General features: G+C 62.1%; 27 protein-coding genes and 1 other RNA gene. 13 read left to right on the plus strand and 15 right to left on the minus strand.

The window, feature by feature from the left end; all coding sequences use genetic code 11:
- Positions 1 to 129: 129 nt before the first annotated feature.
- Positions 130 to 1,497: a CYTH domain-containing protein gene (locus tag ACIPQ1_RS04065; RefSeq protein ID WP_186707579.1), complete on the plus strand. Its 1,368-nt coding sequence runs from the start codon at positions 130 to 132 to the stop codon at positions 1,495 to 1,497.
- Between the two features lie 130 nt (positions 1,498 to 1,627).
- Here ACIPQ1_RS04065 and ACIPQ1_RS04070 read toward each other — a convergent pair whose 3' ends face one another.
- Entirely contained in the window at positions 1,628 to 2,098 is a 471-nt protein-coding gene (locus ACIPQ1_RS04070) for an Lrp/AsnC family transcriptional regulator (protein WP_186707580.1), read from the minus strand.
- 125 nt (positions 2,099 to 2,223) lie between these two features.
- Between ACIPQ1_RS04070 and ACIPQ1_RS04075 the strand changes: the two genes are divergently transcribed.
- From ACIPQ1_RS04075 to ACIPQ1_RS04095, 5 genes are all read left to right on the plus strand, one after another.
- Complete coding sequence (locus tag ACIPQ1_RS04075) at positions 2,224 to 2,562, plus strand: hypothetical protein (RefSeq protein ID WP_411385910.1); 339 nt, start codon at positions 2,224 to 2,226, stop codon at positions 2,560 to 2,562.
- Between the two features lie 144 nt (positions 2,563 to 2,706).
- Complete coding sequence (locus ACIPQ1_RS04080; protein ID WP_411385911.1) at positions 2,707 to 4,491, plus strand: GspE/PulE family protein; 1,785 nt, start codon at positions 2,707 to 2,709, stop codon at positions 4,489 to 4,491.
- Positions 4,492 to 4,739: 248 nt separating this feature from the next.
- A complete protein-coding gene (locus tag ACIPQ1_RS04085) occupies positions 4,740 to 5,660 on the plus strand; it encodes an SPFH domain-containing protein (RefSeq protein ID WP_186707583.1) in 921 nt (306 codons plus the stop codon).
- Between the two features lie 9 nt (positions 5,661 to 5,669).
- Positions 5,670 to 6,119, plus strand: a complete 450-nt coding sequence (locus tag ACIPQ1_RS04090) for an NfeD family protein (RefSeq protein ID WP_446533639.1) — start codon at positions 5,670 to 5,672, stop codon at positions 6,117 to 6,119.
- A 65-nt stretch (positions 6,120 to 6,184) separates the two neighbouring features.
- Entirely contained in the window at positions 6,185 to 6,505 is a 321-nt protein-coding gene (locus ACIPQ1_RS04095; protein WP_170867266.1) for a DUF2388 domain-containing protein, read from the plus strand.
- 184 nt (positions 6,506 to 6,689) lie between these two features.
- Here the strand turns inward: ACIPQ1_RS04095 and gcvH are convergent, their stop codons facing one another.
- The 8 genes from gcvH to ACIPQ1_RS04135 form a co-directional block, all read right to left on the minus strand.
- Complete coding sequence (gene gcvH / locus ACIPQ1_RS04100; protein WP_411385913.1) at positions 6,690 to 7,073, minus strand: glycine cleavage system protein GcvH; 384 nt, start codon at positions 7,071 to 7,073, stop codon at positions 6,690 to 6,692.
- Between the two features lie 52 nt (positions 7,074 to 7,125).
- Positions 7,126 to 8,208 carry a glycine cleavage system aminomethyltransferase GcvT gene (gene gcvT, locus ACIPQ1_RS04105; RefSeq protein ID WP_250965458.1) on the minus strand — a complete coding sequence of 361 codons (1,083 nt, stop codon included), beginning with the start codon at positions 8,206 to 8,208 and terminating at the stop codon, positions 7,126 to 7,128.
- Positions 8,209 to 8,364: 156 nt separating this feature from the next.
- A complete protein-coding gene (locus tag ACIPQ1_RS04110; RefSeq protein ID WP_446533640.1) occupies positions 8,365 to 9,981 on the minus strand; it encodes an ABC transporter permease in 1,617 nt (538 codons plus the stop codon).
- Positions 9,982 to 10,227: 246 nt separating this feature from the next.
- Positions 10,228 to 11,232 carry an extracellular solute-binding protein gene (locus ACIPQ1_RS04115; protein WP_250965460.1) on the minus strand — a complete coding sequence of 335 codons (1,005 nt, stop codon included), beginning with the start codon at positions 11,230 to 11,232 and terminating at the stop codon, positions 10,228 to 10,230.
- A 218-nt stretch (positions 11,233 to 11,450) separates the two neighbouring features.
- Entirely contained in the window at positions 11,451 to 12,668 is a 1,218-nt protein-coding gene (locus ACIPQ1_RS04120) for a 2-octaprenyl-3-methyl-6-methoxy-1,4-benzoquinol hydroxylase (RefSeq protein WP_411387567.1), read from the minus strand.
- Between the two features lie 67 nt (positions 12,669 to 12,735).
- On the minus strand, positions 12,736 to 13,923 hold the full coding sequence (ubiH, locus tag ACIPQ1_RS04125) for a 2-octaprenyl-6-methoxyphenyl hydroxylase (RefSeq protein ID WP_446533641.1): 1,188 nt from the start codon (positions 13,921 to 13,923) through the stop codon (positions 12,736 to 12,738).
- A complete protein-coding gene (gene pepP, locus ACIPQ1_RS04130) occupies positions 13,920 to 15,254 on the minus strand; it encodes a Xaa-Pro aminopeptidase (protein ID WP_186707590.1) in 1,335 nt (444 codons plus the stop codon). Before pepP ends, ubiH begins: the two co-directional genes overlap by 4 nt.
- 25 nt (positions 15,255 to 15,279) lie before the next feature.
- Entirely contained in the window at positions 15,280 to 15,834 is a 555-nt protein-coding gene (locus tag ACIPQ1_RS04135) for a YecA/YgfB family protein (RefSeq protein ID WP_446533642.1), read from the minus strand.
- A gap of 130 nt (positions 15,835 to 15,964) precedes the next feature.
- Here ACIPQ1_RS04135 and ACIPQ1_RS04140 point away from each other — a divergent pair, with 130 nt between their 5' ends.
- From ACIPQ1_RS04140 to ACIPQ1_RS04155, 4 genes are all read left to right on the plus strand, one after another.
- A complete protein-coding gene (locus tag ACIPQ1_RS04140) occupies positions 15,965 to 16,174 on the plus strand; it encodes a TIGR02449 family protein (protein ID WP_003177365.1) in 210 nt (69 codons plus the stop codon).
- A complete protein-coding gene (locus ACIPQ1_RS04145) occupies positions 16,171 to 16,488 on the plus strand; it encodes a cell division protein ZapA (protein ID WP_053126417.1) in 318 nt (105 codons plus the stop codon). The genes ACIPQ1_RS04140 and ACIPQ1_RS04145 overlap by 4 nt, the downstream gene beginning before the upstream one ends.
- A gap of 30 nt (positions 16,489 to 16,518) precedes the next feature.
- A non-coding RNA gene (gene ssrS / locus ACIPQ1_RS04150) (6S RNA) lies at positions 16,519 to 16,698 on the plus strand.
- Positions 16,699 to 16,812: 114 nt separating this feature from the next.
- Positions 16,813 to 17,418, plus strand: coding sequence for a 5-formyltetrahydrofolate cyclo-ligase (locus ACIPQ1_RS04155; RefSeq protein ID WP_411385916.1), 606 nt, complete (start codon positions 16,813 to 16,815; stop codon positions 17,416 to 17,418).
- Between the two features lie 35 nt (positions 17,419 to 17,453).
- Here ACIPQ1_RS04155 and ACIPQ1_RS04160 read toward each other — a convergent pair whose 3' ends face one another.
- Positions 17,454 to 17,600 carry a hypothetical protein gene (locus ACIPQ1_RS04160; RefSeq protein WP_162893876.1) on the minus strand — a complete coding sequence of 49 codons (147 nt, stop codon included), beginning with the start codon at positions 17,598 to 17,600 and terminating at the stop codon, positions 17,454 to 17,456.
- Between the two features lie 195 nt (positions 17,601 to 17,795).
- Between ACIPQ1_RS04160 and ACIPQ1_RS04165 the strand changes: the two genes are divergently transcribed.
- Positions 17,796 to 18,248 (plus strand): EVE domain-containing protein, encoded by a 453-nt coding sequence (locus ACIPQ1_RS04165; RefSeq protein WP_250964999.1) that lies wholly within the window; start codon positions 17,796 to 17,798, stop codon positions 18,246 to 18,248.
- Positions 18,249 to 18,388: 140 nt separating this feature from the next.
- On the opposite strand, the gene ACIPQ1_RS04170 is transcribed toward ACIPQ1_RS04165, so the two are convergent.
- Positions 18,389 to 18,805 (minus strand): flagellar basal body-associated FliL family protein, encoded by a 417-nt coding sequence (locus ACIPQ1_RS04170; protein ID WP_186707593.1) that lies wholly within the window; start codon positions 18,803 to 18,805, stop codon positions 18,389 to 18,391.
- A 150-nt stretch (positions 18,806 to 18,955) separates the two neighbouring features.
- On the opposite strand from ACIPQ1_RS04170, the gene ACIPQ1_RS04175 reads away from it, so the two are divergent.
- Positions 18,956 to 19,933 carry an NADPH:quinone oxidoreductase family protein gene (locus tag ACIPQ1_RS04175; protein WP_446533643.1) on the plus strand — a complete coding sequence of 326 codons (978 nt, stop codon included), beginning with the start codon at positions 18,956 to 18,958 and terminating at the stop codon, positions 19,931 to 19,933.
- Between the two features lie 49 nt (positions 19,934 to 19,982).
- On the opposite strand, the gene ACIPQ1_RS04180 is transcribed toward ACIPQ1_RS04175, so the two are convergent.
- Positions 19,983 to 20,588 carry an energy transducer TonB gene (locus ACIPQ1_RS04180; RefSeq protein WP_446533644.1) on the minus strand — a complete coding sequence of 202 codons (606 nt, stop codon included), beginning with the start codon at positions 20,586 to 20,588 and terminating at the stop codon, positions 19,983 to 19,985.
- A gap of 324 nt (positions 20,589 to 20,912) precedes the next feature.
- Between ACIPQ1_RS04180 and glpT the strand changes: the two genes are divergently transcribed.
- Positions 20,913 to 22,262: a glycerol-3-phosphate transporter gene (glpT, locus tag ACIPQ1_RS04185; protein ID WP_434573658.1), complete on the plus strand. Its 1,350-nt coding sequence runs from the start codon at positions 20,913 to 20,915 to the stop codon at positions 22,260 to 22,262.
- Here the strand turns inward: glpT and ACIPQ1_RS04190 are convergent.
- The 3 genes from ACIPQ1_RS04190 to ubiD form a co-directional block, all read right to left on the minus strand.
- Positions 22,238 to 22,906, minus strand: a complete 669-nt coding sequence (locus ACIPQ1_RS04190) for a gamma-glutamylcyclotransferase (protein ID WP_053189100.1) — start codon at positions 22,904 to 22,906, stop codon at positions 22,238 to 22,240. The genes glpT and ACIPQ1_RS04190 overlap by 25 nt on opposite strands.
- 319 nt (positions 22,907 to 23,225) lie before the next feature.
- Positions 23,226 to 24,194 (minus strand): CDP-6-deoxy-delta-3,4-glucoseen reductase, encoded by a 969-nt coding sequence (locus ACIPQ1_RS04195; protein ID WP_250965003.1) that lies wholly within the window; start codon positions 24,192 to 24,194, stop codon positions 23,226 to 23,228.
- On the minus strand, positions 24,194 to 25,660 hold the full coding sequence (gene ubiD, locus ACIPQ1_RS04200; RefSeq protein WP_039590257.1) for a 4-hydroxy-3-polyprenylbenzoate decarboxylase: 1,467 nt from the start codon (positions 25,658 to 25,660) through the stop codon (positions 24,194 to 24,196). The genes ACIPQ1_RS04195 and ubiD overlap by 1 nt, the downstream gene beginning before the upstream one ends.
- Between the last annotated feature and the right edge of the window lie 121 nt (positions 25,661 to 25,781).

A 25,781-nucleotide genomic window follows, 5' to 3' on the forward strand; every position in this document is an offset into this window, starting at 1 on the left:
AGATTGGTGTTCATCATAGAACCATCTGGACCCAGGAATAAACCTAGGGCGAGTCAGTCCTGTACACTGCACGGCCTTGGCAGCCACACCTTCCCCCGGCTGCGCACCCGATCCCTGGATTTTCCGGCCATGCAGAAAGAAACCGAAATCAAACTCCGCGTCAGCCGCGAGACCCTGGCAGCCTTGCGCGAGCATCCGCTGCTGAAAAAACGCAACAAGAGTGGCTGGGAACGCCACGAATTGATGAACCAGTATTTCGACACGCCAGAACGTGACCTGGCCCGGGCCAAGGTCGCCCTGCGCCTGCGTCGCGATGGCGAAGAGGTGATCCAGACCCTCAAGACCCGCGGCCAGAGCGTCGCCGGCCTGTCCGAGCGCAACGAATACGACTGGCACCTGCCCAAGGCCAAGCTCGACCTGAAGAAGCTCGACGGCGAATGCTGGCCCGAGGCCTTGGCCGAACTGGACAAGAAAACCCTCAAGGCCATCTTCACCACCGATTTCGTCCGCGAACGCGCTGAAATCGCTTGGGGCCGTGGCAAAAGCAAGGTGGTCATCGAAGCGGCCCTGGACCTGGGCCACGTGGTGGTCGGCAAGCAGAAGGAAGAAATCTGCGAACTGGAGCTGGAACTGCGCGAAGGCGAACCCGCCGCCCTGCTGGAACTGGCCGCCGAGCTGGCCATGACCCTGCCCCTGATGCCCTGCGACATCAGCAAGGCCGAGCGTGGCTATCGCTTGCATGACGCGGGCAGCTACGCCTTGAGCCTGCCGGCCCCGCAACTGACTGCCGAAACGCCGCTGGACGATGCCTTCGCCGCGCTGAGCTGGCATTTGCTCGGCAGCAGCCAACGCCTGGCCGAGCAATACCGCTTCAACGGCCATTGGCGCCTGCTGCAGGACTGGGTGGAAAGCCTCGCCGAACTGCGCGCCCTGCTCAGCAGCCTCGGCCAGGCCGCGCCGCGCCAATCGACCCACGACTTGCGCCTGGCCCTGGACGCGTTGCTGGAAGACTGGCGCCCATTGGTCCAGGCTGGCCTGGACGACGAAGACGTGCGCAAGGCCGCGCCGGAACAGTTCCTCGAAGAGCTGCAAGACCCGCGCTGGGGCCTGTTTTCCCTCAACACGTCACGCTGGCTGCTGGCCCGCAGCTGGGCCGTCGAGCGCAACACCCGCGGCAATCGCCAGGGCGCGGCGCAACTGGGCAGCTGGTTGCCACGCCTGTTGGGCGAAGAGTCCTCGTCCCTGCAATTGCAACGTTATCAACAGCAACCGGAAGACCTGGCCGAGCAACTGCCCCGCATCGAACGCATCCAGGCCTGGCTGCACCATGCCCGCCATGTGCTGGAGATCCCGGAAATGGATCGGCTCTACGGTGAGCTGAACAAGCTGGCACAACTGGCCAACCAACCGATCACCGACGAAACGCTGGATGCGCGCAAGCAACAGGCGATTGCGGTGTACCAGAACCGGGCTTGGAAGACCTTGTTGCGCCTGTGATGCCGCCATCGCGAGCAAGCTCGCTCCCACAGGAGTTCGGCGTTGTACCCACCTATTGTGGACGCTGAAATTCCCTGTGGGAGCGAGCTTGCTCGCGATGAGGCCAACCCGAACACCACAAAAACAAGCTTCAGCGCACCACCGGCAAACTCGTCGTCGACTTGATCTCCGACAGCGCCACGATCGAGTTCACCTCCTGGATCCCCGGCACCATCGACAGCTTTTCGAAAAAGAATCGCTCATACGCCTCGATGTCCGCCGTGACGATGCGCAGCAGAAAATCCACCGATCCCATCAGCACGTAACACTCCAGCACTTCGGGAAAGCCGCGGATCGCCTCGGTGAATTCGGTGAAGTTCGAACGGCCATGGGCGTTGAGTTTCACTTCGGCGAAGATCTGCGTGTTGAGGCCGATTTTCTTGCGGTCCAGCAAGGTCACCTGGGCGCGGATGATGCCCTCCTCCTTCATCCGCTGAATCCGCCGCCAGCACGGCGATTGAGACAAACCGACCTGCTCGGCGATCTGCGCGCTGGACAGCGAGGCATCCTCTTGCAGCAGGGCCAGTATCCTGCGGTCATAGCTATCCAGCTCGCTTTGCATAGACAAACCCAAAATTAATGATCTGGAGACTCAAGCGATTCGAAACATCGCCGAAAGCACCCATCTTAGATAAGAAATACCCGGCGACGCATGTAAATATTTCTCCGCCGCCAAGGAGACCGCACATGCCCCCACTTGAAGCCGTTGCCACCACCCCGACCCGCGCCGACGTCTGGCACGCCGCCAATGCCCATTGCCGCGTGCACTACCAGATGCTGGCCGAGGCCGAGCCGGACCTGCTCTGCCGGGCATTGAACCTGTTTGCCTTGCAAGGCCTGACCCCGCAGCAGGTTCGCGTCGAGCGCCTCGACGAGCTGCTGTCGCTGGACATCGTCATGGACGGCCTGAGCTGGCACCGTGCCCAGGTCATCGCAGAAAAATTACGTAACCTGATCGGCATGTGCTCGGTGGACCTGCAAGGCGCTGATATTGCGCGAGTTGAGCCGGCCCAAGCGGCCGGTTGACCCCCCACGGGCAAGAATTGGTAACGCATTGGTCGGGTAGTGGCCCAACGGACCACCGGGTCGGGACTATTCTTTTGCAGACCGAGCGAGGACGCCGAGGCGTCTGTATCGCGGCTTTGCTGCAATTGTCCAATAGGAACCCGCATGTCCACCAAACACGCCACTCAGGACCGCTGGCTGGACCTCAATGATCTGCTGCGCCAACTGGTCACCCAGGGCTTCATCAGCCAGGATTCGGCCGAAACCGCGCTCAACGCCCGCCGGCGCCACAGCGCCAACAGCCAGCTGCACCCGCTGGAGTTCATTGCCAACCAGCACCTGGACGACCTCAGTCGGCCCGGCAAGCGCCTGGACCTTGAGAACCTGACTCTCTGGTTGTCCCAGCAGGCCGGCCAACCCTACATGCGCATCGACCCGCTGAAAATCAACGTGGCGGCCGTAACGCCCTTGATGTCCTATGCCTTTGCCCAGCGCCACAAGATCCTCGCGGTGGCGGTCGATCGTGACGCCGTCACCGTCGCCAGCGCGCAACCCTACGTCAACAGTTGGGAAGCCGACCTGACCCATGTGCTCAAGTTGCCGATCAAGCGGGTGGTCGCCAATCCGGTGGATATCCAGCGCCTGAGCGTGGAGTTCTATCGCCTGGCCAAATCGGTCAGCGGCGCCACCACGGTCGATCAGCAACCGAGCAACCTGAGCAATTTCGAACAGTTGCTCAACCTCGGCGCCAGCGACCAGGAACCGGACGCCAACGACGCCCACATCGTCAACATCGTCGACTGGCTATTCCAGTACGCCTTCCAACAGCGGGCCAGCGATATCCACATCGAACCGCGCCGCGAGCAGGGCACGGTGCGATTTCGCATCGACGGGGTGCTGCACACCGTCTACCAATTCCCGCCGCAGGTCACGATGGCGATCGTCAGTCGCCTCAAGAGCCTGGGGCGGATGAACGTCGCGGAAAAACGCAAACCCCAGGATGGCCGGGTCAAGACCAAGACCCCGGACGGCGGCGAAGTGGAATTGCGCCTGTCGACCTTGCCCACGGCGTTCGGCGAAAAAATGGTCATGCGGATCTTCGACCCGGAAGTGCTGCTCAAGGATTTCGACCAGCTCGGTTTCTCCGCCGACGACCTGCGCCGCTGGCAGGACATGACCCGCCAGCCCAACGGCATCATCCTGGTGACCGGGCCGACCGGTTCGGGCAAGACCACCACCCTCTACACCACACTCAAGAAGCTGGCGACGCCGGAAGTGAACCTCTGCACCATCGAGGACCCGATCGAAATGGTCGAGGCGTCGTTCAACCAGATGCAGGTCCAGCACAACATCGACCTGAGCTTCGCCGCCGGGGTGCGGGCCCTCATGCGACAAGACCCGGACATCATCATGATCGGTGAAATCCGAGACCTGGAAACCGCTGAAATGGCGATCCAGGCAGCGCTCACCGGTCACTTGGTCCTGTCGACGCTGCACACCAACGACGCGCCGAGCGCCATCAGTCGCCTGCTGGAGCTGGGCGTGCCCCATTATTTGATCAAGGCCACCGTCCTCGGGGTCATGGCCCAGCGGTTGGTGCGCACCCTGTGCCCGCAATGCAAGGCGCCCCTGACCCTGAACGAAGACGACTGGCAGACCCTGACCCGACCCTGGCAGGCACCGCTGCCGAGCAATGCCCAGCAGGCCGTCGGTTGCCTGGAATGTCGCGACACCGGCTATCGCGGCCGCGCCGGCGTCTACGAAATCATGCAACTGACCGACAGCGTCAAGGCCTTGATCCACCCCGACACCGACCTGCTGGCGGTGCGCCGCCAGGCCTTCAAGGAAGGCATGCGCAGCCTGCGGCTGTCAGGGGCGCAAAAGGTCGCGGCGGGCTTGACCACCGTCGAGGAAGTGCTGCGGGTTACGCCCCAGAGCGAGCAGAGGTAACGGCGTGAAGTTGTTCCCGCGGAAGCCGTAGGAGCTGTCGAGTGCAACGAGGCTGCGATCTTGTACCAGAGAGTTGAGTCTCAAGCGAAAAATCAAAATCAAAATCAAAAGATCGCAGCCTTCGGCAGCTCCTACAGGGCTCAACGTATCGCTAAATCTCCACCCCACAAGGACTATAGGGAAGATAATGGCCGTTTGCCCTACACTCAGGGCTCGCAGGTCCATCTCAATTCGCACAGGGAACCGTCATGCAGATCGGTAGCGTACTTTTACTTTTCATCGGCCTGGTGGTCGTCATTCTCTTCATGGGCTTCAAGGTCGTACCCCAGGGCTACCAATGGACGGTCGAGCGGTTCGGCCGCTACACCAATACGCTCAAGCCCGGCCTGAATATCATCATCCCGGTGATGGATCGCATCGGGCGCAAGATCAACGTCATGGAAAGCGTGCTGGACATTCCGCCCCAGGAAGTCATCACCGCCGACAACGCCACGGTACAGATCGACGCTGTGTGCTTCTTCCAGGTGGTCAATACGGCCCAGGCAGCCTACGAAGTCAACAACCTCGAACACGCCATCCGCAACCTGCTGCAAACCAATATCCGCACCGTGCTGGGGTCCATGGAGCTGGATGCGATGCTGAGCCAGCGCGACGGCATCAACGAAAAACTGCTGCGCACCGTCGATGAAGCCACGGCGCCGTGGGGCATCAAGATCACCCGGATCGAGATCAAGGACATCAGCCCGCCGGCCGACCTGATGGCCGCCATGTCGGGGCAAATGAAAGCCGAACGGATCAAGCGTGCCCAGATCCTCGAAGCCGAGGGCCTGCGTGCGTCGGCGATTCTCACCGCCGAAGGCAAGAAGCAGGCGCAGATCCTCGAGGCCGAGGGCAGCCGCCAGGCCGCGTTCCTGGAGTCCGAGGCCCGCGAGCGCCAGGCGCAAGCCGAAGCACTGGCCACCCAGGTCGTGTCCCAGGCCATTGCCGACGGTAACGTCCAGGCCGTGAACTACTTCGTCGCGCAGAAATACATCGATGCGCTGGGCAAATTGGCGTCGGCCAACAACAGCAAGGTGATCCTGATGCCGCTGGAAGCCAGCCAGGTCATCGGTGCGGTCGGTGGCATCGGCGAGATCGTCAAGGCCACCTTCGACAGCAAGAAAGCCTGAGGCGCGCGTATGTGGGAGTTCCTGCAACACATGTCGTACTGGGACTGGCTGGCGCTGGGCGTGATCCTGCTGATCCTCGAAGTGTTCGGCGCCGGTGGCTACTTGCTGTGGATCGGCATGGCCGCCGCGGCAGTCGGCGTACTCACGTTCATCCTGCCGCAGCTGCCGTGGGAGCTGCAGTTCCTGTTGTTCGGCCTGTTTGCCATCGCCACGGCGCTGTACTGGTGGCAACGCCAGCGCAGCGCGGTGCGCCAAAGCGATCAGCCGCTCCTGAACCTGCGCGGACAGGAACTGATCGGCAAGGTCTTCCTGGTGCATGAAGCGATTGTCGAAGGCCGCGGCAAGCTCAAGGTGGCCGACAGCGTCTGGCTGGCCAAGGGGCCCGAGTCGCCCATTGGTACGCGGGTCAAGGTGGTGGCCCAGGAAGGCGCGGTATTGCAAGTGGAGCGGGCTGACTGACAAGTCATGGAACTGAATCGAGACGCAGGTAATCCAACGTCATAGTTAACCCAGTGGAGTCACCTATCATGCGTCTCAAACTTGCTGTCGCTACCCTAGCCTTGCTGTCTCTTCCTGTTGGCTCGGCAATGGCCGACACGTTTTGGCGTAACGTCATCTCATCCGGTGCGACCACCGGTTCCACCTACCTGACCTTCAAGGATCACAAACTGATCGTCGCCGCCCAGGACGATGCCGGCAGCTTCGTCGCCAGTGATGGCGGTATCCGCGGCCCTTACCTGGAGGCAGCGATGCAGAAAGTACGCGCCGACAACCCAGGCCTGCAAGCCACCGACATGGAACTGGCCAACGCGATCCTGGCGAAAAACGCCGTCGCCCAGGAGTGATTCCCGGCCCATGAAAAATGCCGCTCGATGAGAGCGGCATTTTTTTTGTCCGGTGAATAATCCCGAGACAGCCCCCAGTCCCCTGTGGGAGCGAGCTTGCTCGCGATAGCGGAGTGTCAGCCAACAACAATGCTGCTGATACACCGCTATCGCGAGCAAGCTCGCTCCCACAGGTACAGTCGGGTTATTCGCCGATAGCGGCCTTGTAGCCTGCCGCATCGAGCAGCTTGTCCAGCTCAGCCTTGTCGCTTGGCTTGAGCTTGAAGATCCACGCACCGTACGGATCGGAGTTCAGCAACTCCGGCGAAGCGCCCAACTCTTCGTTGATCGCGATCACTTCGCCGGCAACCGGGGAGTAGATGTCGGAAGCGGCCTTGACCGACTCAACCACACCGGCCTGGTCACCTGCGGCAAAGACCTTACCGATTTCCGTCAGCTCGACAAACACCACATCGCCCAAGGCTTCCTGCGCATGATCGCTGATGCCCACGGTGACGGTGCCGTCAGCTTCCAGACGGGCCCACTCATGGCTTTCGGCAAACCGCAGGTCGGCAGGGATATCACTCATATTCTGTGTCCTCAAGAGAAAGTGTCAGCGGCCAGCGGCCCGCCGCAAAAGGTTAGATCAGGGTTTTGCCATGGCGGACGAAGGTCGGTTTGACCACCCGTACCGGGTACCACTTACCACGAATTTCCACCTCGGCCCGGTCGGCGGTTGCCATCGGAACACGTGCCAGGGCGATCGACTTGCTAAGCGTAGGAGAAAAACTACCACTGGTGATCTCTCCTTCGCCAACATTGGCGATGCGAACCACCTGATGGGCGCGCAACACGCCCCGCTCTTCCAGCACCAGCCCGACCAGTTTGTGCTGCACACCGCTGGCAAGCTCGGCCTCCAGCGCACTGCGCCCGATGAACGGACGGCTCGCCGGTTCCCAGGCGATGCTCCAGGCCATGTTCGAGGCCAGGGGCGAAACGTCCTGACTGATGTCCTGGCCGTAGAGGTTCATGCCGGCTTCCAGGCGCAAGGTATCGCGGGCGCCGAGGCCGATGGGCGAAATGCCGGCCCCTACGAGATCGTTGAAGAAACTCGGAGCCTCTTGGGCGGGCAGCACAATCTCCAGGCCATCTTCACCGGTGTAGCCGGTCCGGGCGATGAACCATTCGCCGTCGGCGCGGCCTTCGAAAGGCTTGAGTTGCTGGATGATTTGGCCACGCGGTTGTGTGACCAGCTCGGCAATCTTTTGCCGGGCGTGGGGACCCTGGATCGCCAGCATCGCCAGCTCGGGGCGCTCATGTAACTGCACGTCGTAGTCACCGAGCTGCGCCTGCATCCAGGCCAGGTCCTGATCGCGGGTCGAGGCGTTGAAGACCAGCCGATAGCCGTCCTCGACACGGTAGATGATCATGTCGTCGACAATGCCGCCGCGCTCATTGAGCATCGCGCTGTACAAGGCACTGCCTGAGCCCTGCAAGCGGTCGACGTCATTGGCCAGCAAGCGCTGCAGCCAGACCTTGGCCTGGGGGCCGGCGACATCAATCACGGTCATGTGGGATACATCGAACACACCGCAGTCGCGACGCACCTGATGGTGCTCTTCGACTTGCGAGCCGTAGTGCAAAGGCATATCCCAACCGCCAAAATCGACCATCTTCGCGCCAAGGGCGAGATGAAGGTCATACAGAGGCGTACGCTGTCCCATGGGTTTCTCCTTCCGGGCTTGGCGAAGGTGCGGACGGACACTGCGTAGCGCGAACGCCTGAAAAAAAGGAGTTTTCTGACGCTCTCAGTTGCCCGGTCCGACAGACGGACCGCACCGAATGCCGCGCATTGTAGCCGCATGAGGTAGGACTGACACCTAGCTGTTTCGATGGGCCGAACGTCGTATCAATCCGATGACCGGCAACAACCCCACCAAGACCAACGTCAGCGCCGGCAACGCGGCCCGGGCCCACTCCCCTTCGCTGGTCATCTCGAAGATCCGCACCGCCAGCGTGTCCCAGCCGAACGGGCGCATCAGCAGCGTCGCGGGCATTTCCTTGAGCACATCGACGAACACCAGCAACGCCGCGCTCAATGTCCCGGGCAACAACAACGGCAGATACACTTTGAAAAACAGTCGTGTGCCACTGACCCCAAGGCTGCGTGCCGCTTCGGGCAAGGACGGACGAATTCGCGCCAGGCTGCTCTCCAACGGACCGTAGGCCACGGCCAGGAAGCGCACCAGATACGCCAGCAACAGCGCCGACAGGCTGCCCAGCAGCAACGGCTTGCCTGCGCCGCCGAGCCAGGCCGACAGCGGAATGACCAGCTCGCGGTCCAGGTAGCTGAACGCGAGCATGATCGACACCGCCAACACCGAACCGGGCAAGGCATACCCCAGGTTCGCCAGGCCGACGCCGGCACGAATCGGGCGGGTCGGCGCCAACCGCCGGGCGAACGCCAGCAGCAAGGCCACGCAGACGGTGACCAACGCGGCCAGGCCGCCCAAGTAGAGGGTATGGACGATCAGCCCGGCATAACGCTCATCCAGGTCGAAACGGCCGCGTTGCCAGAACCACACCACCAATTGCAGCACCGGGATGACAAACGCGCAGGCAAACACCAGGAAGCACCAGCCACTGGCCGCCACGGCCTTGAAGCCGCGCAACGTGTACAACGCCTTGACCCGGGGCCGCTCGTTGCTGGCTCGTTGGGCGCCGCGGGCCCGGCGTTCGCCGTAGAGCACCAGCATCACCGCCAACAACAGCAGGCTGGCCAGTTGGGCTGCGCTGGATAGGCTGAAGAATCCGTACCAGGTCTTGTAGATGGCGGTGGTGAAGGTGTCGAAGTTGAACACTGACACCGCACCGAAATCCGCCAGGGTTTCCATCAGCGCCAGCGCCACGCCTGCACCGATGGCCGGCCGGGCCATCGGCAGCGCCACGCGCCAGAACGCCTGCCATGGCGATTGCCCCAGCACCCGGGCAGCCTCCATCAAGCCCTTGCCCTGGGCCAGGAAGGCACTGCGCGCCAGCAAATAGACGTAAGGGTAAAAGACCAACACCAGCACCAGGATTACCCCGCCGGTGGAACGAACCCGAGGCAGGCGCAGGCCGCTGCCGAACCACTCTCGCATCAGCGTCTGCACAGGGCCGGCAAAATCCAGCAGACCCACGAAGACAAACGCCAGCACATAGGCCGGAATCGCAAACGGCAGCATCAGCGCCCAGTCGAGCCAGCGTCGCCCTGGGAACTCACACAGGCTGGTGAGCCAAGCGAGACTGACCCCCAACAGCGTCACACCGATCCCCACGCCAAGGATCAACGTGAGGGTGTTACCTAGCAAGCGTGGCATTTGCGTGTCCCACAAGTGGGACCAGATCTGTTGGTCGATGCTCTGCCAGGACAGCAGCAAGACGCTCAAGGGCAACAGGACCAACGCGGCGATGGCGAAGACCAGGGGGTACCAACGGCGTTGGGCGGGGTGGGCCAAGGAGAACTCTCGTTAAATGGTCACGTGGCGAGGGAGCTTGCTCCCGCTGGGCTCTGTAGGAGCTGGCGGAGCCTGCGATCTTTTGATCTTGATCTTGATCTTGATCTTGATCTTTCGCTTGAGACTCAAGTGTCTAGGGAAAGATCGCAGCCTCGTTGCACTCGACAGCTCCTACACAGCTCCTACAGGCTCAGCGGGAGCAAGCTCCCTCGCCACATGTTTTCAATGAACTGAACAGGACGGGTCTCAGTTCCAGCCAGCGCGATCCATCATGCGAATGGCTTCGGCCTGGCGTTTACCCGCGACTTCCACCGGCAGGGTGTCGGCCTTGAACTTGCCCCAGGCTGCCACTTCCTTGGACGGTTCGACTTTCGGGTTGGCCGGGAATTCCTGGTTCACGTCGGCAAAAATGCTCTGTGCTTCTGGCGTAGTCATCCACTCCACCAGCTTCTTCGCGGCTTCCGGATGCGGTGCATGCTGGGTCAAGCCAATGCCGGAGAGGTTGATGTGCACGCCACGATCAGCCTGGTTCGGCCAGAACAGCTTGACCTTCAGGTCCGGCTTCTGCTGGTGCAAGCGGCCATAGTAGTAAGTGTTGACGATGCCGACATCGCATTGGCCTGCGTTGATCGCTTCAAGCAACGCAGTGTCGTCGGAGAACACGTCAGTGGACAGGTTCTTGACCCATCCCTTGAGGATTTCCTCGGTTTTTTCCGCCCCGTGGGTTTCGATCAGGGTGGCAGTCAGGGACTGGTTGTAGACCTTCTTCGAGGTCCGCAGGCACAGGCGGCCTTCCCACTCTTTGCCAGCCAACGCTTCATAGGTGGTCAATTCGCTGGGTTTAACCCGCTCGGTGGAATAGACGATGGTCCGCGCCCGCAGGCTCAAGCCGGTCCAGGCGTGGGAGGACGCGCGGTATTGAGGCGGGATGTTGGCATCGATCACCGGGGAGGTGAACGGCTGGAGAATACCCATCTGCTCGGCTTGCCAGAGGTTACCGGCATCGACGGTGAGCAGCAGGTCGGCGGTGGCGTTTGCGCCTTCGGCCTTGATCCGCTGCATCAACGGCGCTTCCTTGTCAGTGATGAACTTCACCGATACGCCGGTTTTCTTGGTGTAGGCGTCGAAGACCGGCTTGATCAGTTCATCGATGCGCGAGGAGTAGACCACCACCTCATCGGCGGCCTGGGCGGCAGTGGTGCCGACCAGGGTCAAGGCGAGGGCGGACAGCAGGCGTTTGGTTGCCAACATGGTAGCGATCTCTGGATGGTGAGCGAAGCGCAAATGATAAGGACTCACATTTGGCACTACAATCGAACAGTAGGCGGACACATTTCCAAATGTTGCAACAGTGGGGTCGAGATGGCTGTTCCGGCCCCATCGCGAGCAAGCTCGCTCCCACAGGTTTCACCGAATCAACTGTGGGAGCGAGCTTGCTCGCGATGGGGCCATAAGCCCCAACCCACATTTCAGGCCTTGGCCAGATCCGGCAGATCCCCAATCAACCCCAGCGCCTCGCGCACGAACAGCGCCTTGGCCTCAGGCAAGCGGTCCACCAGTTTCAACCCGGTGTTACGCAACCAGCGCACCGGCAGCGGATCGGCCTGGAACAACCGCTCGAAGCCCTCCATCGCGGCCATCAGCGCCAGGTTGTGGGGCATGCGGCGCCGCTCGTAGCGGCTCAACACCTTCACGTCCGCCAAGCGCTCGCCCCGTGCGGCCGCTTGCAACAGCACTTCGGCCAGCACGGCGGCGTCGAGGAAGCCCAGGTTCACCCCCTGCCCAGCCAACGGATGGATGGTGTGGGCGGCGTCGCCGATCAGCGCCAGCCCTTCGGCCACGTAGCGCTTGGCATGGCGCTGGCGCAGCGGCACGCACAGGCGCGGGTCGGCGCTCAGTACCGGACCGAGCTGGCCTTCGAAGGCGCGTTCCAGTTCGTTGCAGAATCGAGTGTCATCGAGCGCCATCAAGCGCTGCGCTTCTTCGGGGGTGGTGGACCAGACAATCGAGCACCAGTCATGCTGGCCGTCACGCTCAAGGGGCAGGAACGCCAGCGGACCGTTGTCGGTGAAGCGCTGCCACGCCGTCATTCGATGCGGCCGGGCGCTGCGCACGCTGGTGACGATGGCGTGGTGCAGGTAATCCCATTCGCGCGTCGCCACGCCGGTCAGGCGGCGCACAGCCGAATTCGCGCCGTCGGCGGCAATGACCAGGGGCGCGCGCAGGGTGCGGCCATCGGCCAGGGTCAGCAACCAATCGTCGCCGGAACGACGCATCTGTTCCAGCCGGGCATTGGCCAGCAGGCCCAGGTCGCAGTCATGCAACCGATCCAGCAGCGCGTCCTGCACCACGCGGTTTTCAACGATGTGCCCAAGCGTCTCGGCGTGCAGGCTGGCGGCGGAAAAATGGATCTGCCCGGTGCCGCTGCCGTCCCAGACGTGCATGTCGGTATAAGGGCTGGCACGCCGGGTGGTGATGCCGCCCCAGACGCCCAGGCGGTCGAGGATTCGCTGGCTGGCCGTCGACAAGGCGCTGACCCGGGGCTCGAACGCGGCCTGGGGATCGAAAGGCTTGACGCTCATCGGGCTGCCGTCGAGCAACAGCACTTGCAGGCCACGGCCCTGCAACGCCAGCGCCAGGGCGCTGCCGACCATACCGGCGCCGACAATCAGCAGATCTGCACGCAATTCCATGCTCTATGCCTGTTTTGCTGGCGACGTCAGTCGCCCATGAAAAGAAGTGACCACGCCAGCCTCACGCATCGGGACGCGTCCCCAAGCCCATGGCCTGGCGGGCGAACCAGCGCTTGGCCGGCGGCAGCAGGTCGAGGCCCAGCAAGCCGAGGTTACGGCCCAGGGACACCAGCGGCAGGTTGCTGCCAAACAGGCGCGTGACCTGGTCGGAGAAGCCCACGGTCAGGGCCTGGTCCGTGCGCTGGCTCTCGCGATAAGCCTGCAACACGGCAAAGTCTCCAGGCTCGCCGTCGCTGTCGAGCAAGGCATCGGCCAGGGCCTGGGCATCGCGCAGGGACAGGTTGAACCCCTGCCCGGCAATTGGATGCAGGCTGTGGGCGGCATTGCCCAGGATCGCCAGGTGCGGACGGACCTGCTCTTCAGCCTCCACCAACGCCAGCGGGTACAAGTGCCGCACACCCACCTGCTTCAGCGTACCCAGGCGATAACCGAACACACCCTGCAATTCGGCGAGGAAGCTGCGCTCGTCGAGGGCTGCCAGCCGTTGTGCGTCCATGCCCTGGCGGGTCCAGACCAACGCGCAGCGATTCTCCGGCAGCGGCAACAAGGCCATCGGGCCGTCATCGGTGAAGCGTTCGAAGGCCATGCCATTGTGGGCTTCGCTGGGGGTGATGTTGGCGATCAACGCGCTTTGGTCATAAGGGCGACTGCGCACGCCGACGCCCAACTGCTCGCGCAGGCTGGAGCGACCACCATCGGCCAATACCGCAAGATCGCACTCCAGGGTGGTTTCGTCGTCGAGGGTCAGGCGATAACCGCCGACCAATGGCTCCATGCGCGTCACCTGCGCCGGACAGCGCCAACTGACCACTTCCGGGTCCAGGCCTTGCCACAGGCACTGGCCGAGCCAGGCGTTTTCCACCACATAGCCCAGCGCTGGCACACCTTCTTCCATGGCCGACAGCCGCGCCGTGGAAAACCGCCCGCGGTCGGACACATGGATCTGCTTGATCGGTTCGGCGCGGCGGGAAATTTCCTGCCAGACACCCAGGCGTTGATAAATCTGCCGGGCACCGTAGGACAATGCCGAGGACCGGGCATCGTAGCTTGGCTGCCAGGCGTCGCCAGGGGCGAAGGGCTCGATCAGCATGATCTTCCAGCCCCGGGCCTTGGCACCGGCCTGCAGGGCCAGGGCCAGGCTCGCGCCGACCAGGCCGCCGCCGATGATGGCCACGTTGATCCGGCTCATGCCGCTTGCGTCCGGGCGGCGGCCATCAGGGCCTCGATGTCGGCGACCGTTTTCGGCACGCCTCGGCTCAGGATTTCACAACCGGTCTTGGTCACTACCACGTCATCCTCGATGCGCACGCCAATGCCGCGCCATTTTTTCGCGACGCTGCGGTTGTTCGGGCTGATATAGATGCCCGGTTCCACCGTCAACGTCATGCCGATTTCCAGGACCCGCCATTCGCCGCCGACCCGGTATTCGCCCACATCATGCACGTCCATGCCCAGCCAATGGCCGGCGCGGTGCATGTAGAACGCCCGGTAGGCCTCGCTGGCAATCAAATCGTCCACCTCACCTTCCAGCAGTCCCAGGCGCACCAACCCTTCGGTAATGACCCGGACCGTCGCTTCGTGGGCCTGGTTCCAGTGTTTGTCCGGTGCGATCTGGGCAAACGCGGCTTCCTGGGCGGCCAGCACCACTTCGTAGATCGCTTTCTGCTCGGGCGAAAACTTGCCGCTGACCGGCCAGGTACGGGTGATATCGCTGGCGTAGCAGTCGATTTCACAGCCGGCGTCGATCAACACCAGGTCGCCGTCCTTGAGCAACGCGTCGTTCTGCTGGTAGTGCAGGATGCAGCTGTTGCGCCCCGCCGCGACGATCGAGCCGTAGGCCGGCATCTTCGCCCCGCCCTTGCGAAACTCATAATCGAGCTCGGCCTCCAGGCTGAACTCATGCAACCCCGGGCGCGCCGCCTGCATCGCCCGGATGTGCGCCTGGGCGGAGATCCGCGCCGCTTCGCGCATGACCTTCAGTTCCGCCGCCGATTTATACAGGCGCATGTCGTGCAGCAAGTGATCCAGGGCAACGAATTCGTTCGGCGGCTGGGCGCCGAGGTGGGCCTTGGAGCGAATCACGTTGATCCACTCCATCAGGTGCCGGTCGAATTCTGGGTTGCTGCCCATGGCCGAATACACCCGGTCGCGACCTTCGATCAGGCCCGGCAGGATGTCGTCGATGTCAGTGATGGGAAAAGCGTCGTCGGCACCGTAGTCACGGATCGCCCCTTCCTGGCCGGCGCGCAGGCCGTCCCACAACTCACGTTCGGCGTTGCGCTCGCGACAAAAGAGGATGTATTCGCCATGGGCGCGGCCGGGCATCAGCACCAGCACCGCTTGCGGCTCGGGAAAGCCGCTGAGGTATTGGAAGTCGCTGTCCTGGCGGTAGACATGCTCGACGTCGCGGTTGCGGATCGCAACGGCGGCGGCGGGCAGGATTGCGATGCTGTTGGGTTCCATCTGCGCCATCAAGGCCTTGCGGCGACGGCTGTATTCCGATTTCGGGATATGAATCATGGGCAGACGGGGTTCCCTCTAAAAATTAATGCAAGGACGGCTTGGGGGCCGCTGCATCGGTTTTCTTGGTCTCGGTGAACAGCAGCAATGGTGCGACCCGCAGGTACTCCATCACTTCCATGTAGTCGCTTTCGCCGTCGTCGGACTCTTCCAGGGCATCCTGGACCTGGGAAATCGCGGCCAGATCCTGCAGCACTTCCTTCGCCTCTTCGCTCAGCGCGTATTCGCGGCGGGTCAGGCCGAAGCCGGCGAGGAAGCCCTGGCACCACTGGCCCAGCGCCGCGGCGCGTTCGGCCAGGGGGGCGTCGTCAGTGGGCAACAGCAGGACGACGGTCATGTCGTCGCTGGTCAACTCGCCCTTGACCATTTCCTGCAGGCCGATCAGCGCGTTACGGACGTTGGCCGCCGGCTCGCCTTCCAACAGCTCGGCGGCGTCGGCCAACCAGCCGTCGGCCTCGAAGCCGGCGCCGGCGCAGCTGCGACCGAGCAACAGGCCATGCAGTTCGGCAGGCGAGACAGGATGACCGCTGGTGCTCAGCAGGGTGGCAAATGCTTGATACGGGGAATTCTGAATGGGCATGGGCAGCTAGGCGCCAGACGGCGCTATGTCTAGAATGGAGGCCTTGTATCCTACATCGACAGACTCGCCAAGACTATCAGAGGCTGTGCGACCTACATCCCTCCATCAGACACATTCTTCAGTGGACACAATGGAAGACACCGACCTGCAAGCGCTGATGGCCAGACTCGAACTGCTAATTGACCGGGTCGAGCAACTTAAGAGCCAAAACGGACTCCTATTAGCTCAGGAAAAAACCTGGCGCGAGGAACGCGCGCACCTCATTGAAAAAAACGAAATCGCCCGGCGTAAGGTCGAATCGATGATTTCGCGCCTCAAGGCCCTGGAGCAAGACTCATGAGTTCAAGCAATAGCGTTACCGTGCAGATCCTCGACAAAGAATATTCGATCATCTGCCCCCAGGAAGAGCGTAGCAACCTGGTGAGCGCCGCCCGTTACCTGGACGGCAAGATGCGCGAGATCCGCAGCAGCGGCAAAGTCATCGGTGCCGACCGCATCGCCGTGATGGCCGCCTTGAACATCACCCACGACCTGTTGCATCGCCAGGATACGCCGGACGTACAGGTCAGCGGCTCGACCCGTGAACAGGTGCGCGACCTGCTCGATCGGGTCGATCTGGTGCTCGCCACCGATCCAGACGTCGCCAAGGGCTGATTCGCGAAGCTGCCTGGGGTATACTCGCGTCACTCCCTGGGGTGCTTGCCAGTTGGTGATGTCCCTGAGCCGATACGCACAACCACGGGGGTTGCACGTTGGGGCCGGTGTGCATGTCCGCTTGACGGAAAGCCTTAACGCCTCCTGCAACTTCCACCTTGAACTTTCGGGTTCAAGGGCTAAGCCGACAGCGGTTCATCCGGGGAGCCTGACTCCAGACAATGCCAGTTCATATGAACTGGCATTGTCGTTTCTGGCGCAGGCATTTCTGGGCACCCTGTTTTGCGGTTACGCTGTGGCATCGCCACTGCGTGAAGCCTTGATATGACCGAACCCGCGCTGCTGCCCCGCCCGCAACTTCGACGCCTGCTGCGCCAGGCCCGTCGCGCTCTGACGCCCGCCCAGCAACGTCAAGCCGCCCGCGGGCTGTACAAACAACTGGCCCAGCACCCGCTGTTTCGCCGTGCAAAGCACATCGCCCTGTACCTGCCCAACGATGGCGAAATCGACCCGCGCCTGCTGCTGCGCGCGGCCCAGCGCCGGGGCAAGGCCACTTACCTGCCGGTACTCAGCCCGTGGCCGCAGACCAAGATGGTATTCCAACGCATCCACCCCGGCGAACAAATGCAGCCCAATCGGTTTCGTATCCCTGAACCGCGCAAGAACATCGCCCGGCAACGCAAGGTCTGGACGCTGGACCTGGTGCTGTTGCCACTGGTGGGATTTGACGATGCGGGAGGTCGGCTGGGCATGGGTGGCGGCTTTTACGACCGCAGCCTGGCGTACCTGGCGCGGCGCAAGCAGTGGCGCAAGCCGACGCTATTGGGGCTGGCCCATGAATGCCAGAAGGTCGAACGATTGGCGCAGGCAAGCTGGGACGTGCCGCTACAGGGGACGGTCAGCGACAGGCAGTGGTATATCGCGGGATAGACGCCGCGGTCATCCGCGGCGGCTGAAAAGCGGGTTCAGCGTTTGAGCGATGGCGCGGGTTGGGTGATATCCACCGGCGCCTCGGTCTTGTTGGCCCACAGGCTTTGGGCGTAACCCGTGGTCACGACACCCAGACCGAACAGAATGACCAAGATCCACAACAAATCCGGTTTGCGTTTCATCGATTGCCCCCCTCAAGGCATATCACACACGATGACAGCAGCGGTTTTCTTATTGGCCGTGCAGCAGCGTCAAGCTTGGAAGGCCGGCATTTTGCGGCAACCGGACCCTACACGCAAACTCTGGCGTCAACCGACTGTCGGTTTGTCATAAAATCGCTGAACTATTTTTTTCCACACCGCCAAGGAGTAGCAATCATGGCCTATTGGCTGATGAAGTCCGAGCCTGACGAATTGTCCATCCAGGGCTTGGAAAAGCTTGGCCAGGCCCGTTGGGACGGGGTTCGCAACTACCAGGCACGCAATTTCCTGCGGGCCATGGCGGTGGGCGATACATTCTTTTTCTACCATTCCAGCTGCCCCGAGCCCGGTATCGCCGGGATCGGCAAAATCATCCAGGCGGCCTACCCCGACCCGACCGCCCTGGACCCGGACAGCCATTATTTCGACGCCAAGGCCAGCCCGGACAAAAACCCCTGGACCGCGATCGACGTGGCCCATGTCGAGACGTTCCGCCACGTCCTGAAGCTCGACTACCTCAAGCAACAGACCGCCCTGGCGGAAATGCCGCTGGTGCAGAAAGGCTCGCGACTGTCAGTGATGCCAGTGACGGCGGAGCAGTGGGCGGCGGTGGTTGCGCTGAAGCCTTGAGTGATTCGCTGTCCGGTAGGCCGCTATCGCGAGCAAGCTCGCTCCCACAGGGGTCTCGGTTGTTCACAAAATAGGACCACTGGAGATCCACTGTGGGAGCGAGCTTGCTCGCGATAGGGCCCGCCCAGCCACCACAAAACCTATTGAATGATCAGGTTGTTGAACAACAAATCATCCACCATCGGCTTGCCAGTCTCGTCGTTCATCACCTGCTGGGTCTGCTTCAACGCTTCCTGACGCAGTTTTTCCTTGGCTTCGAGGTTGTTCATCCCCTCGGTGGTCTGCTGGGCAAACAACGCCACCAACTGGTTACGAATCAGTGGCTCGTTGGCCTTGACCGCCGCCGCGGCGGCATCACCGGTCACGCGCAGGGCCACGTCGGCCTTGTAGACCTTCAGCTTCGCCGTGCCGTCCAAGCCATAGTTGCCCACGAACGGCGGGCTGAGGGTGATATAACTGACTTTCGGTGCCTCGCCCTCTTTCGCTTCCTTGGCCTCTTCGGCCATCGCCGCCACAGGCAGCGACAGGGCCAGCATCAACATGATCCACGCTTTCACAATCGATTCCTCATCCGGTTTGCGGCCCAGCATACCGACCCGCCGTTCAAGCACAAGCTTATGGCCGGCTATCAGGGCGGGGCATGCTCGTTGACCCGTTGTCTCTCACACCTACACTTATCGGCCATCACTCCCAAAGGAATAGCCCTGATGAAAGCCGTGCTGTGCAAAGAATTCGGCCCCGCCGAATCGCTGGTGCTGGAAGACGTCGCCAGCCCCGTCGCCAAGAAGAACGAAGTGCTGTTGGACGTGCACGCCGCCGGGGTGAATTTCCCTGACACGCTGATCATCGAGGGCAAATACCAATTCAAGCCACCCTTCCCGTTTTCCCCCGGCGGCGAAGCGGCGGGCGTGGTCAGCCAGGTGGGTGGGAACGTCAGCCACTTGAAAGTCGGCGACCGGGTGATGGCGCTGACCGGCTGGGGCAGCTTTGCCGAACAGGTGGCGGTCCCCGGCTACAACGTGTTGCCGATTCCCGCGTCCATGGACTTCAACACCGCCGCGGCTTTCAGCATGACCTATGGCACCTCGATGCACGCCCTCAGGCAACGGGCCAACCTGCAACCCGGCGAAACCCTGCTGGTGCTCGGCGCCTCCGGTGGCGTTGGCCTGGCGGCCGTGGAAATCGGCAAGGCCATGGGCGCCCGGGTGATCGCCGCCGCCAGCAGCGCGGAGAAACTCGCCGTGGCCAAGGCGGCCGGTGCCGACGATTTGATCAACTACAGCGAAACCAGCCTGAAGGATGAAATCAAGCGCCTCACCGACGGCCAAGGCGCCGACGTGATCTACGACCCGGTGGGCGGCGACCTGTTCGACCAGGCCATCCGCGCCATCGCCTGGAACGGCCGGTTGCTGGTGGTCGGCTTTGCCAGCGGGCGCATCCCCGAACTCCCCGTGAACCTGGCCTTGCTCAAGGGTGCTGCCGTGGTGGGCGTGTTCTGGGGCTCTTTCGCCCAGCGCCAACCGAAGGACAATGCCGCCAATTTCCAGCAACTGTTCGGCTGGTTCGCCGAGGGCAAGCTCAAGCCGCTGGTGTCCCAGGTGTATCCGCTGAGCAACGCCGCCCAGGCGATCAATGACCTGGGGCAGCGCAAGGCGGTGGGGAAGGTGGTTGTGCAGGTGCGTTGAATGCGTCAAGGCGGTCAGGCCCCATGCGCCGGACCGCCATTGACCCGCACTAAAGCAACTCTCGAACTTCCTTCGGTAACATCCGCACATACCGCGCCGCAGGAAAACTCCCGCAACGCTGCACGATCGAGGGCAAGAGCCTGTTGAGCCGGGCGATCAAGGCCAGGCGCTCGGCTTCCGGTAACTGTTTGACGAAAAACACATTGGATAAGTAGAGGCGTGTGTAATGGAACGGGAGCAAGTCCTGCACCCATAGCTGGCCGTTGGCGTGGGCGTTAATGTCCGAGCATTTCCAGGTCTTGATCCATTTATTGGCGTCCAGTGGCAAGTCATCCAGGCGGAACTCGAAGGGCGCTACGACATGCGTCTTCGCCGGGTGTTCGAGATCAACCGACCAAGGCTTGAAGCGCCATTGGCTGACCGCTTCCCGTGCGGCTTCGGCGAAATCCGGATGATCGCTGTGCAGGATCGCGATCTCATCGACATGACCATCGGCATGCACCATGAAGCCGACCCGGGCCATACCCATGATGCCCTTGCGGACCAGGGCCGTCGGGTAATCCGGCCTGGGATTGTGCTCGGGCACCAACAACATTTCCGCTGCCCCGCTCGTACCGGACAAGCACAGCAACAGCATCACCACGGACCACCTCATTGCCCCTACCCCTCAGTTGAAATGCCAGACCTGGCAGAAACGTAAAGGGTAAAGGCCATGGCTCATGGGCCCTATAGCGAGACTTCCCATTTGGGCGAAGGACGTTTCCCACTGCTTTGCCCCGTATTCACCGATGCGGCGCATGAAAGGGCATCGCGAAGGCATTTCCTACGACGCCCTTCGCTTACGTCTGAACGACATGTTCACTTAAGAACATGACCAATCGAAATTTCTGCTTTTTATGCGCCAACGAGCGATGCTATTTTCGGTAACGAAACTGTAACATTCGCATCCGCCGCCATAACAAGAACCTGGAGCACTTGAATGTTTGCTTTCTTTCGACCTGCCGCACACCAGGCAGTCCTGCCTGAAGAAAAAATAGACAGCACCTACCGACGCCTTCGCTGGCAGATCTTCGCCGGGATCTTCATTGGCTACGCCGGGTATTACCTGCTGCGCAAGAACTTCTCCCTGGCCATGCCGTACCTGATCGACGAGGGTTATACCCGTGGCCAGCTGGGCCTGGCCATGTCCGCCATCGCCATCGCTTATGGGCTGTCGAAGTTCCTGATGGGCCTGGTGTCCGACCGTTCCAACCCGCGCTACTTCCTGCCCTTCGGCTTGCTGGTCTCGGCGGGAGTGATGTTCGTGTTCGGTTTCGCGCCCTGGGCAACGTCCAGCGTGACCATCATGTTCATCCTCCTGTTCATCAATGGCTGGGCCCAAGGCATGGGCTGGCCGCCAAGCGGACGGACCATGGTGCACTGGTGGTCGCAGAAGGAACGTGGCGGCGTGGTGTCGGTGTGGAACGTGGCGCACAACGTCGGTGGCGGCCTGATCGGCCCGCTGTTCCTGCTGGGCATGGCCTGGTTCAATGATTGGCACGCGGCATTCTACGTGCCCGCTACCGTAGCGCTCGTCGTTGCGGTGTTTGCCTTCGCGACCATGCGCGACACCCCGCAATCGGTGGGCCTGCCCCCGATCGAGAAATACAAGAACGACTACCCGGAAGGCTACGACGCCAGCCACGAGAACGAATTCAGCGCCAAGGAAATCTTCGTCAAGTACGTGCTGCGCAACAAGATGCTCTGGTACATCGCCATGGCCAACGTCTTCGTCTACCTGCTGCGCTACGGCGTGCTGGACTGGGCGCCGACCTACCTCAAGGAAGCCAAGGGCTTCACGGTGGACAAGAGCTCCTGGGCCTATTTCTTCTACGAGTGGGCGGGCATTCCCGGCACGCTGCTGTGTGGCTGGATGTCCGACAAGATCTTCCGTGGCAACCGTGGCCTGACCGGCATGGTGTTCATGGCCCTGGTGACCGTGGCAACGCTGGTGTACTGGCTGAATCCGGCCGGCAACCCGACCGTCGACATGATCGCCCTGGTTTCCATCGGTTTCCTGATCTACGGTCCGGTGATGCTGATCGGTTTGCAGGCACTGGAGCTGGCGCCGAAGAAAGCCGCCGGTACCGCCGCGGGCTTCACGGGCCTGTTTGGTTACCTGGGTGGTTCGGTCGCGGCCAGTGCCGCCATGGGCTACACCGTGGACCACTTTGGCTGGGATGGCGGTTTTGTGCTGTTGGTCGGTGCCTGCCTGCTGGCGATGGCATTCCTCGCGCCAACCCTATGGCACAAGCAAATCGCCAGTCAGAGCCGCGAAGCGGTCGCCTGATCCAGCGCTGATTGGCAGCGCTTGAGCCGCGCCTCCAGGTTCCGGTCTGGCATGGCGTGGCTGCGCAGGGCGTGTACGGTCTGCTCGACGTAATCGCGAGTAGTGCCGTAACGCCCACAGGCGCTTTCGAACACCTGGCTCAGCACATGGTCCGGCAAGTTGCCGGCATAGCTGGGCAGGTGTCGCTCCAACACAAAACCCAAGGCTTGCACCCGACTGCCATCCTCGAGACGGCAACTGAGCCAGTGCGGGCGATAGGACGGCACCGGCATCTCGCGCTGCCACAGGGCAAACAATGAGTCCTCGAGGTTCTCCTCCGGCAATCGATAGGCGAACCCGCTGCACGAACCGCCGCGATCCAATCCGAACACCAACCCTGGCAATTCCGGGGTGCCGCGGTGTTCGTGGGACCACAGGTATAAACCGCGATGGTAACCATGGACCCGGCCGCGCACCCGCTCCACCGCCGTACATTCCGGCCGCCAGATCAATGAACCGTACGCGAACAACCAGACCGGACCACCCTGGTGGAGACTCATGGTCAATTGCATCGAGGCGAGCAATTGTTCACGGGTCAGCTGCGGCCCCAGTTCGAGTCGTGGCGGGTACAAGGCACAGGTAATGGCGGATTCGATAGCGGTCATGGCCGTTAGCGGTTGGCTCCTCGCGGGGGCGGAAGGTAGTCGGGGTGCCGTCATGGTGTTGACGCTCGGGGGAATTCACGCAAGTTAAATGCCATTGCGCACCCTATATACGTTATCGGTATCTAGCCTCAAGGCTAAATATCGAAACGAAATATATGAAGTTATATCGACGGGTGGACATGCGCGCTGTTGTGGCGAGGGAGCTTGCTCCCGCTCGGCTGCGCAGCGACCGCAAGATCTTGGGGCCGCTGCGCAGCCCAGCGGGAGCAAGCTCCCTCGCCACAAAAAAGCTCACTAAGCCTGGGTGGGTGAATGCGATTCAACCCCGCGGCGCATACGCAAACACATCCGCGCGCATCTGATGAGCGTCCATGCCGGCTTCCACCAAGGCATCGAGCGTGGCATAGATCATGGCCGGCGAACCGCTGGCATAGACGTGCACACCAGAAAGGTCACTGATGTCCTCGCACACCGCTTCATGGAGCATCCCGCAGCGCCCTTCCCAGCCACACAAGTCGCTGACGACTTTATGCAGGAACAGGTTCGGCAGTTTTTTCCATTCGTCCCAATGCTCGATTTCATAGAAATCTTCCGGCCGCCGCACGCCCCAATACAGGTGCACCGGGTGCTTGAAGCCCGCCGCGCGGCAGTGCTCGATCAAGCTGTGCATCTGCGCCATGCCGGTTCCAGCGGCGATCAGCACCAATGGGCCTTCCGGTAGTTCGGACAAATGCGTGTCGCCAAACGGCATTTCCACGCGCACGCTGGGGTTGCGTCGCAGTTGCTCCAGCAGCGCCTGTGCACTGCTTTCGCGCACCAATACGTGCAATTGCAGCTCGCGCCCGGAATGCGGCGCCGAGGCCAGGGAAAAAGCCGATTTCTCGCCGTTTTCCCTCTCGATCATCAGGTACTGCCCGGCGTGATAGCGCGGTGGCTTGCCCGCCGGCGCACGCAGGCGCACTCGCCAGACATCACCGCCTACGTCGGCGCACTCGATGACCTGGCACGCCAGGTTGCGTACCGGCAGCTCTCCCGGCGACAGCACGCCGTCCCACAGCACCACGCAGTCCTCCAGCGGCTCGGCGATACAGGTGAAGATCTCACCGTGATCGCGCACCTCGCCCGCCTGTTGCACACGGCCTTCCACCAGCAACGCGCCACAGACGTGGCAGTTGCCGTTGCGGCAGCTTTGCGGGCATTCATAGCCCAGGCGCCGCGCGCCATCGAGAATCCGCTCCGCCGGCTGTATCTCCAGCACCGCGCCGGAAGGCTGCAAGGTTACACGCATCAATCTATTCCTAACTGATTCCAGATGGCATCGATCCGTTGGGTAACGGCTTCATCCTTGACGATAACCCGGCCCCACTCACGGGTGGTTTCACCGGGCCATTTATGCGTGGCATCGAGCCCCATCTTCGACCCCAGGCCAGACACCGGCGAGGCGAAGTCGAGGTAGTCGATCGGCGTATTCTCGATCATCACCGTGTCGCGCTTGGGGTCCATGCGCGTGGTGATGGCCCAGATCACGTCGTTCCAGTCCCGTGCATTGATATCGTCGTCGGTGACGATAACGAACTTGGTGTACATGAACTGTCGCAAAAACGACCAGACCCCGAGCATCACCCGCTTGGCGTGCCCCGGATACGACTTCTTCATGGTCACCACGGCCATGCGATACGAACAGCCTTCCGGCGGCAAATAGAAATCGGTAATTTCCGGAAACTGCTTTTGCAGGATAGGCACGAACACTTCGTTCAGCGCCACGCCGAGAATCGCCGGCTCATCAGGCGGACGACCGGTGTAGGTGCTGTGGTAGATCGGCTTGATCCGATGGGTGATGCGCTCGACGGTAAACACCGGGAAGCTGTCGACTTCGTTGTAGTAACCGGTGTGGTCGCCGTACGGCCCTTCGTCGGCCATTTCGCCGGGATGGATCACCCCCTCAAGGATGATCTCGGCGGTGGCCGGCACTTGCAGGTCATTGCCGCGGCATTTCACCAGTTCGGTACGGTTGCCCCGCAGCAGGCCGGCGAAGGCATATTCGGAAAGGCTGTCGGGCACGGGCGTGACAGCGCCGAGGATAGTCGCCGGGTCCGCGCCCAGGGCCACCGACACCGGGAAAGGCTGGCCGGGGTGTTTTTCACACCACTCGCGGTAATCCAGCGCACCACCGCGATGGCTCAGCCAGCGCATGATGACCTTGTTGCGGCCGATCACCTGCTGACGGTAGATGCCCAGGTTCTGGCGGTCCTTGTTCGGGCCTTTGGTGACGGTCAGGCCCCAGGTGATCAGCGGGCCGACGTCGCCCGGCCAGCAGGTCTGTACCGGCAGCATAGCCAAATCGACATCGTCACCCTCGATCACCACTTCCTGGCAGATCGCGTCCTTGACGACTTTCGGCGCCATGGAAATGATCTTGCGGAAAATCGGCAGCTTCGACCAAGCGTCCTTCAGGCCTTTGGGCGGCTCGGGCTCCTTGAGGAACGCCAGCAGCTTGCCGATCTCGCGCAGTTCGCTGACGGCTTCGGCACCCATGCCCAGGGCCACGCGCTCCGGTGTGCCGAACAGGTTGCCCAGCACCGGGATGTCATAACCCGTCGGGTTTTCGAACAACAGCGCCGGGCCTTTTGCGCGCAGGGTGCGGTCGCAGACCTCGGTCATTTCCAGGACGGGGGACACCGGCACCTGGATGCGCTTGAGTTCGCCGCGCTGTTCCAGCCCACTGATAAAGTCGCGCAAGTCGCGATACTGCATGCAAAAGCCTCATGGTCGCCGTGGCGTTCGGGGGCCCGAGTTTAACGCCGCCCGTCCAGAATAGTGAATGCACAGATAGCAAAAAGCCGGGTTTCCCCGGCTCTTGCTGGCCTGTCCTGAT

It is taken from the genome of Pseudomonas sp. LARHCG127, from assembly GCF_052871455.1.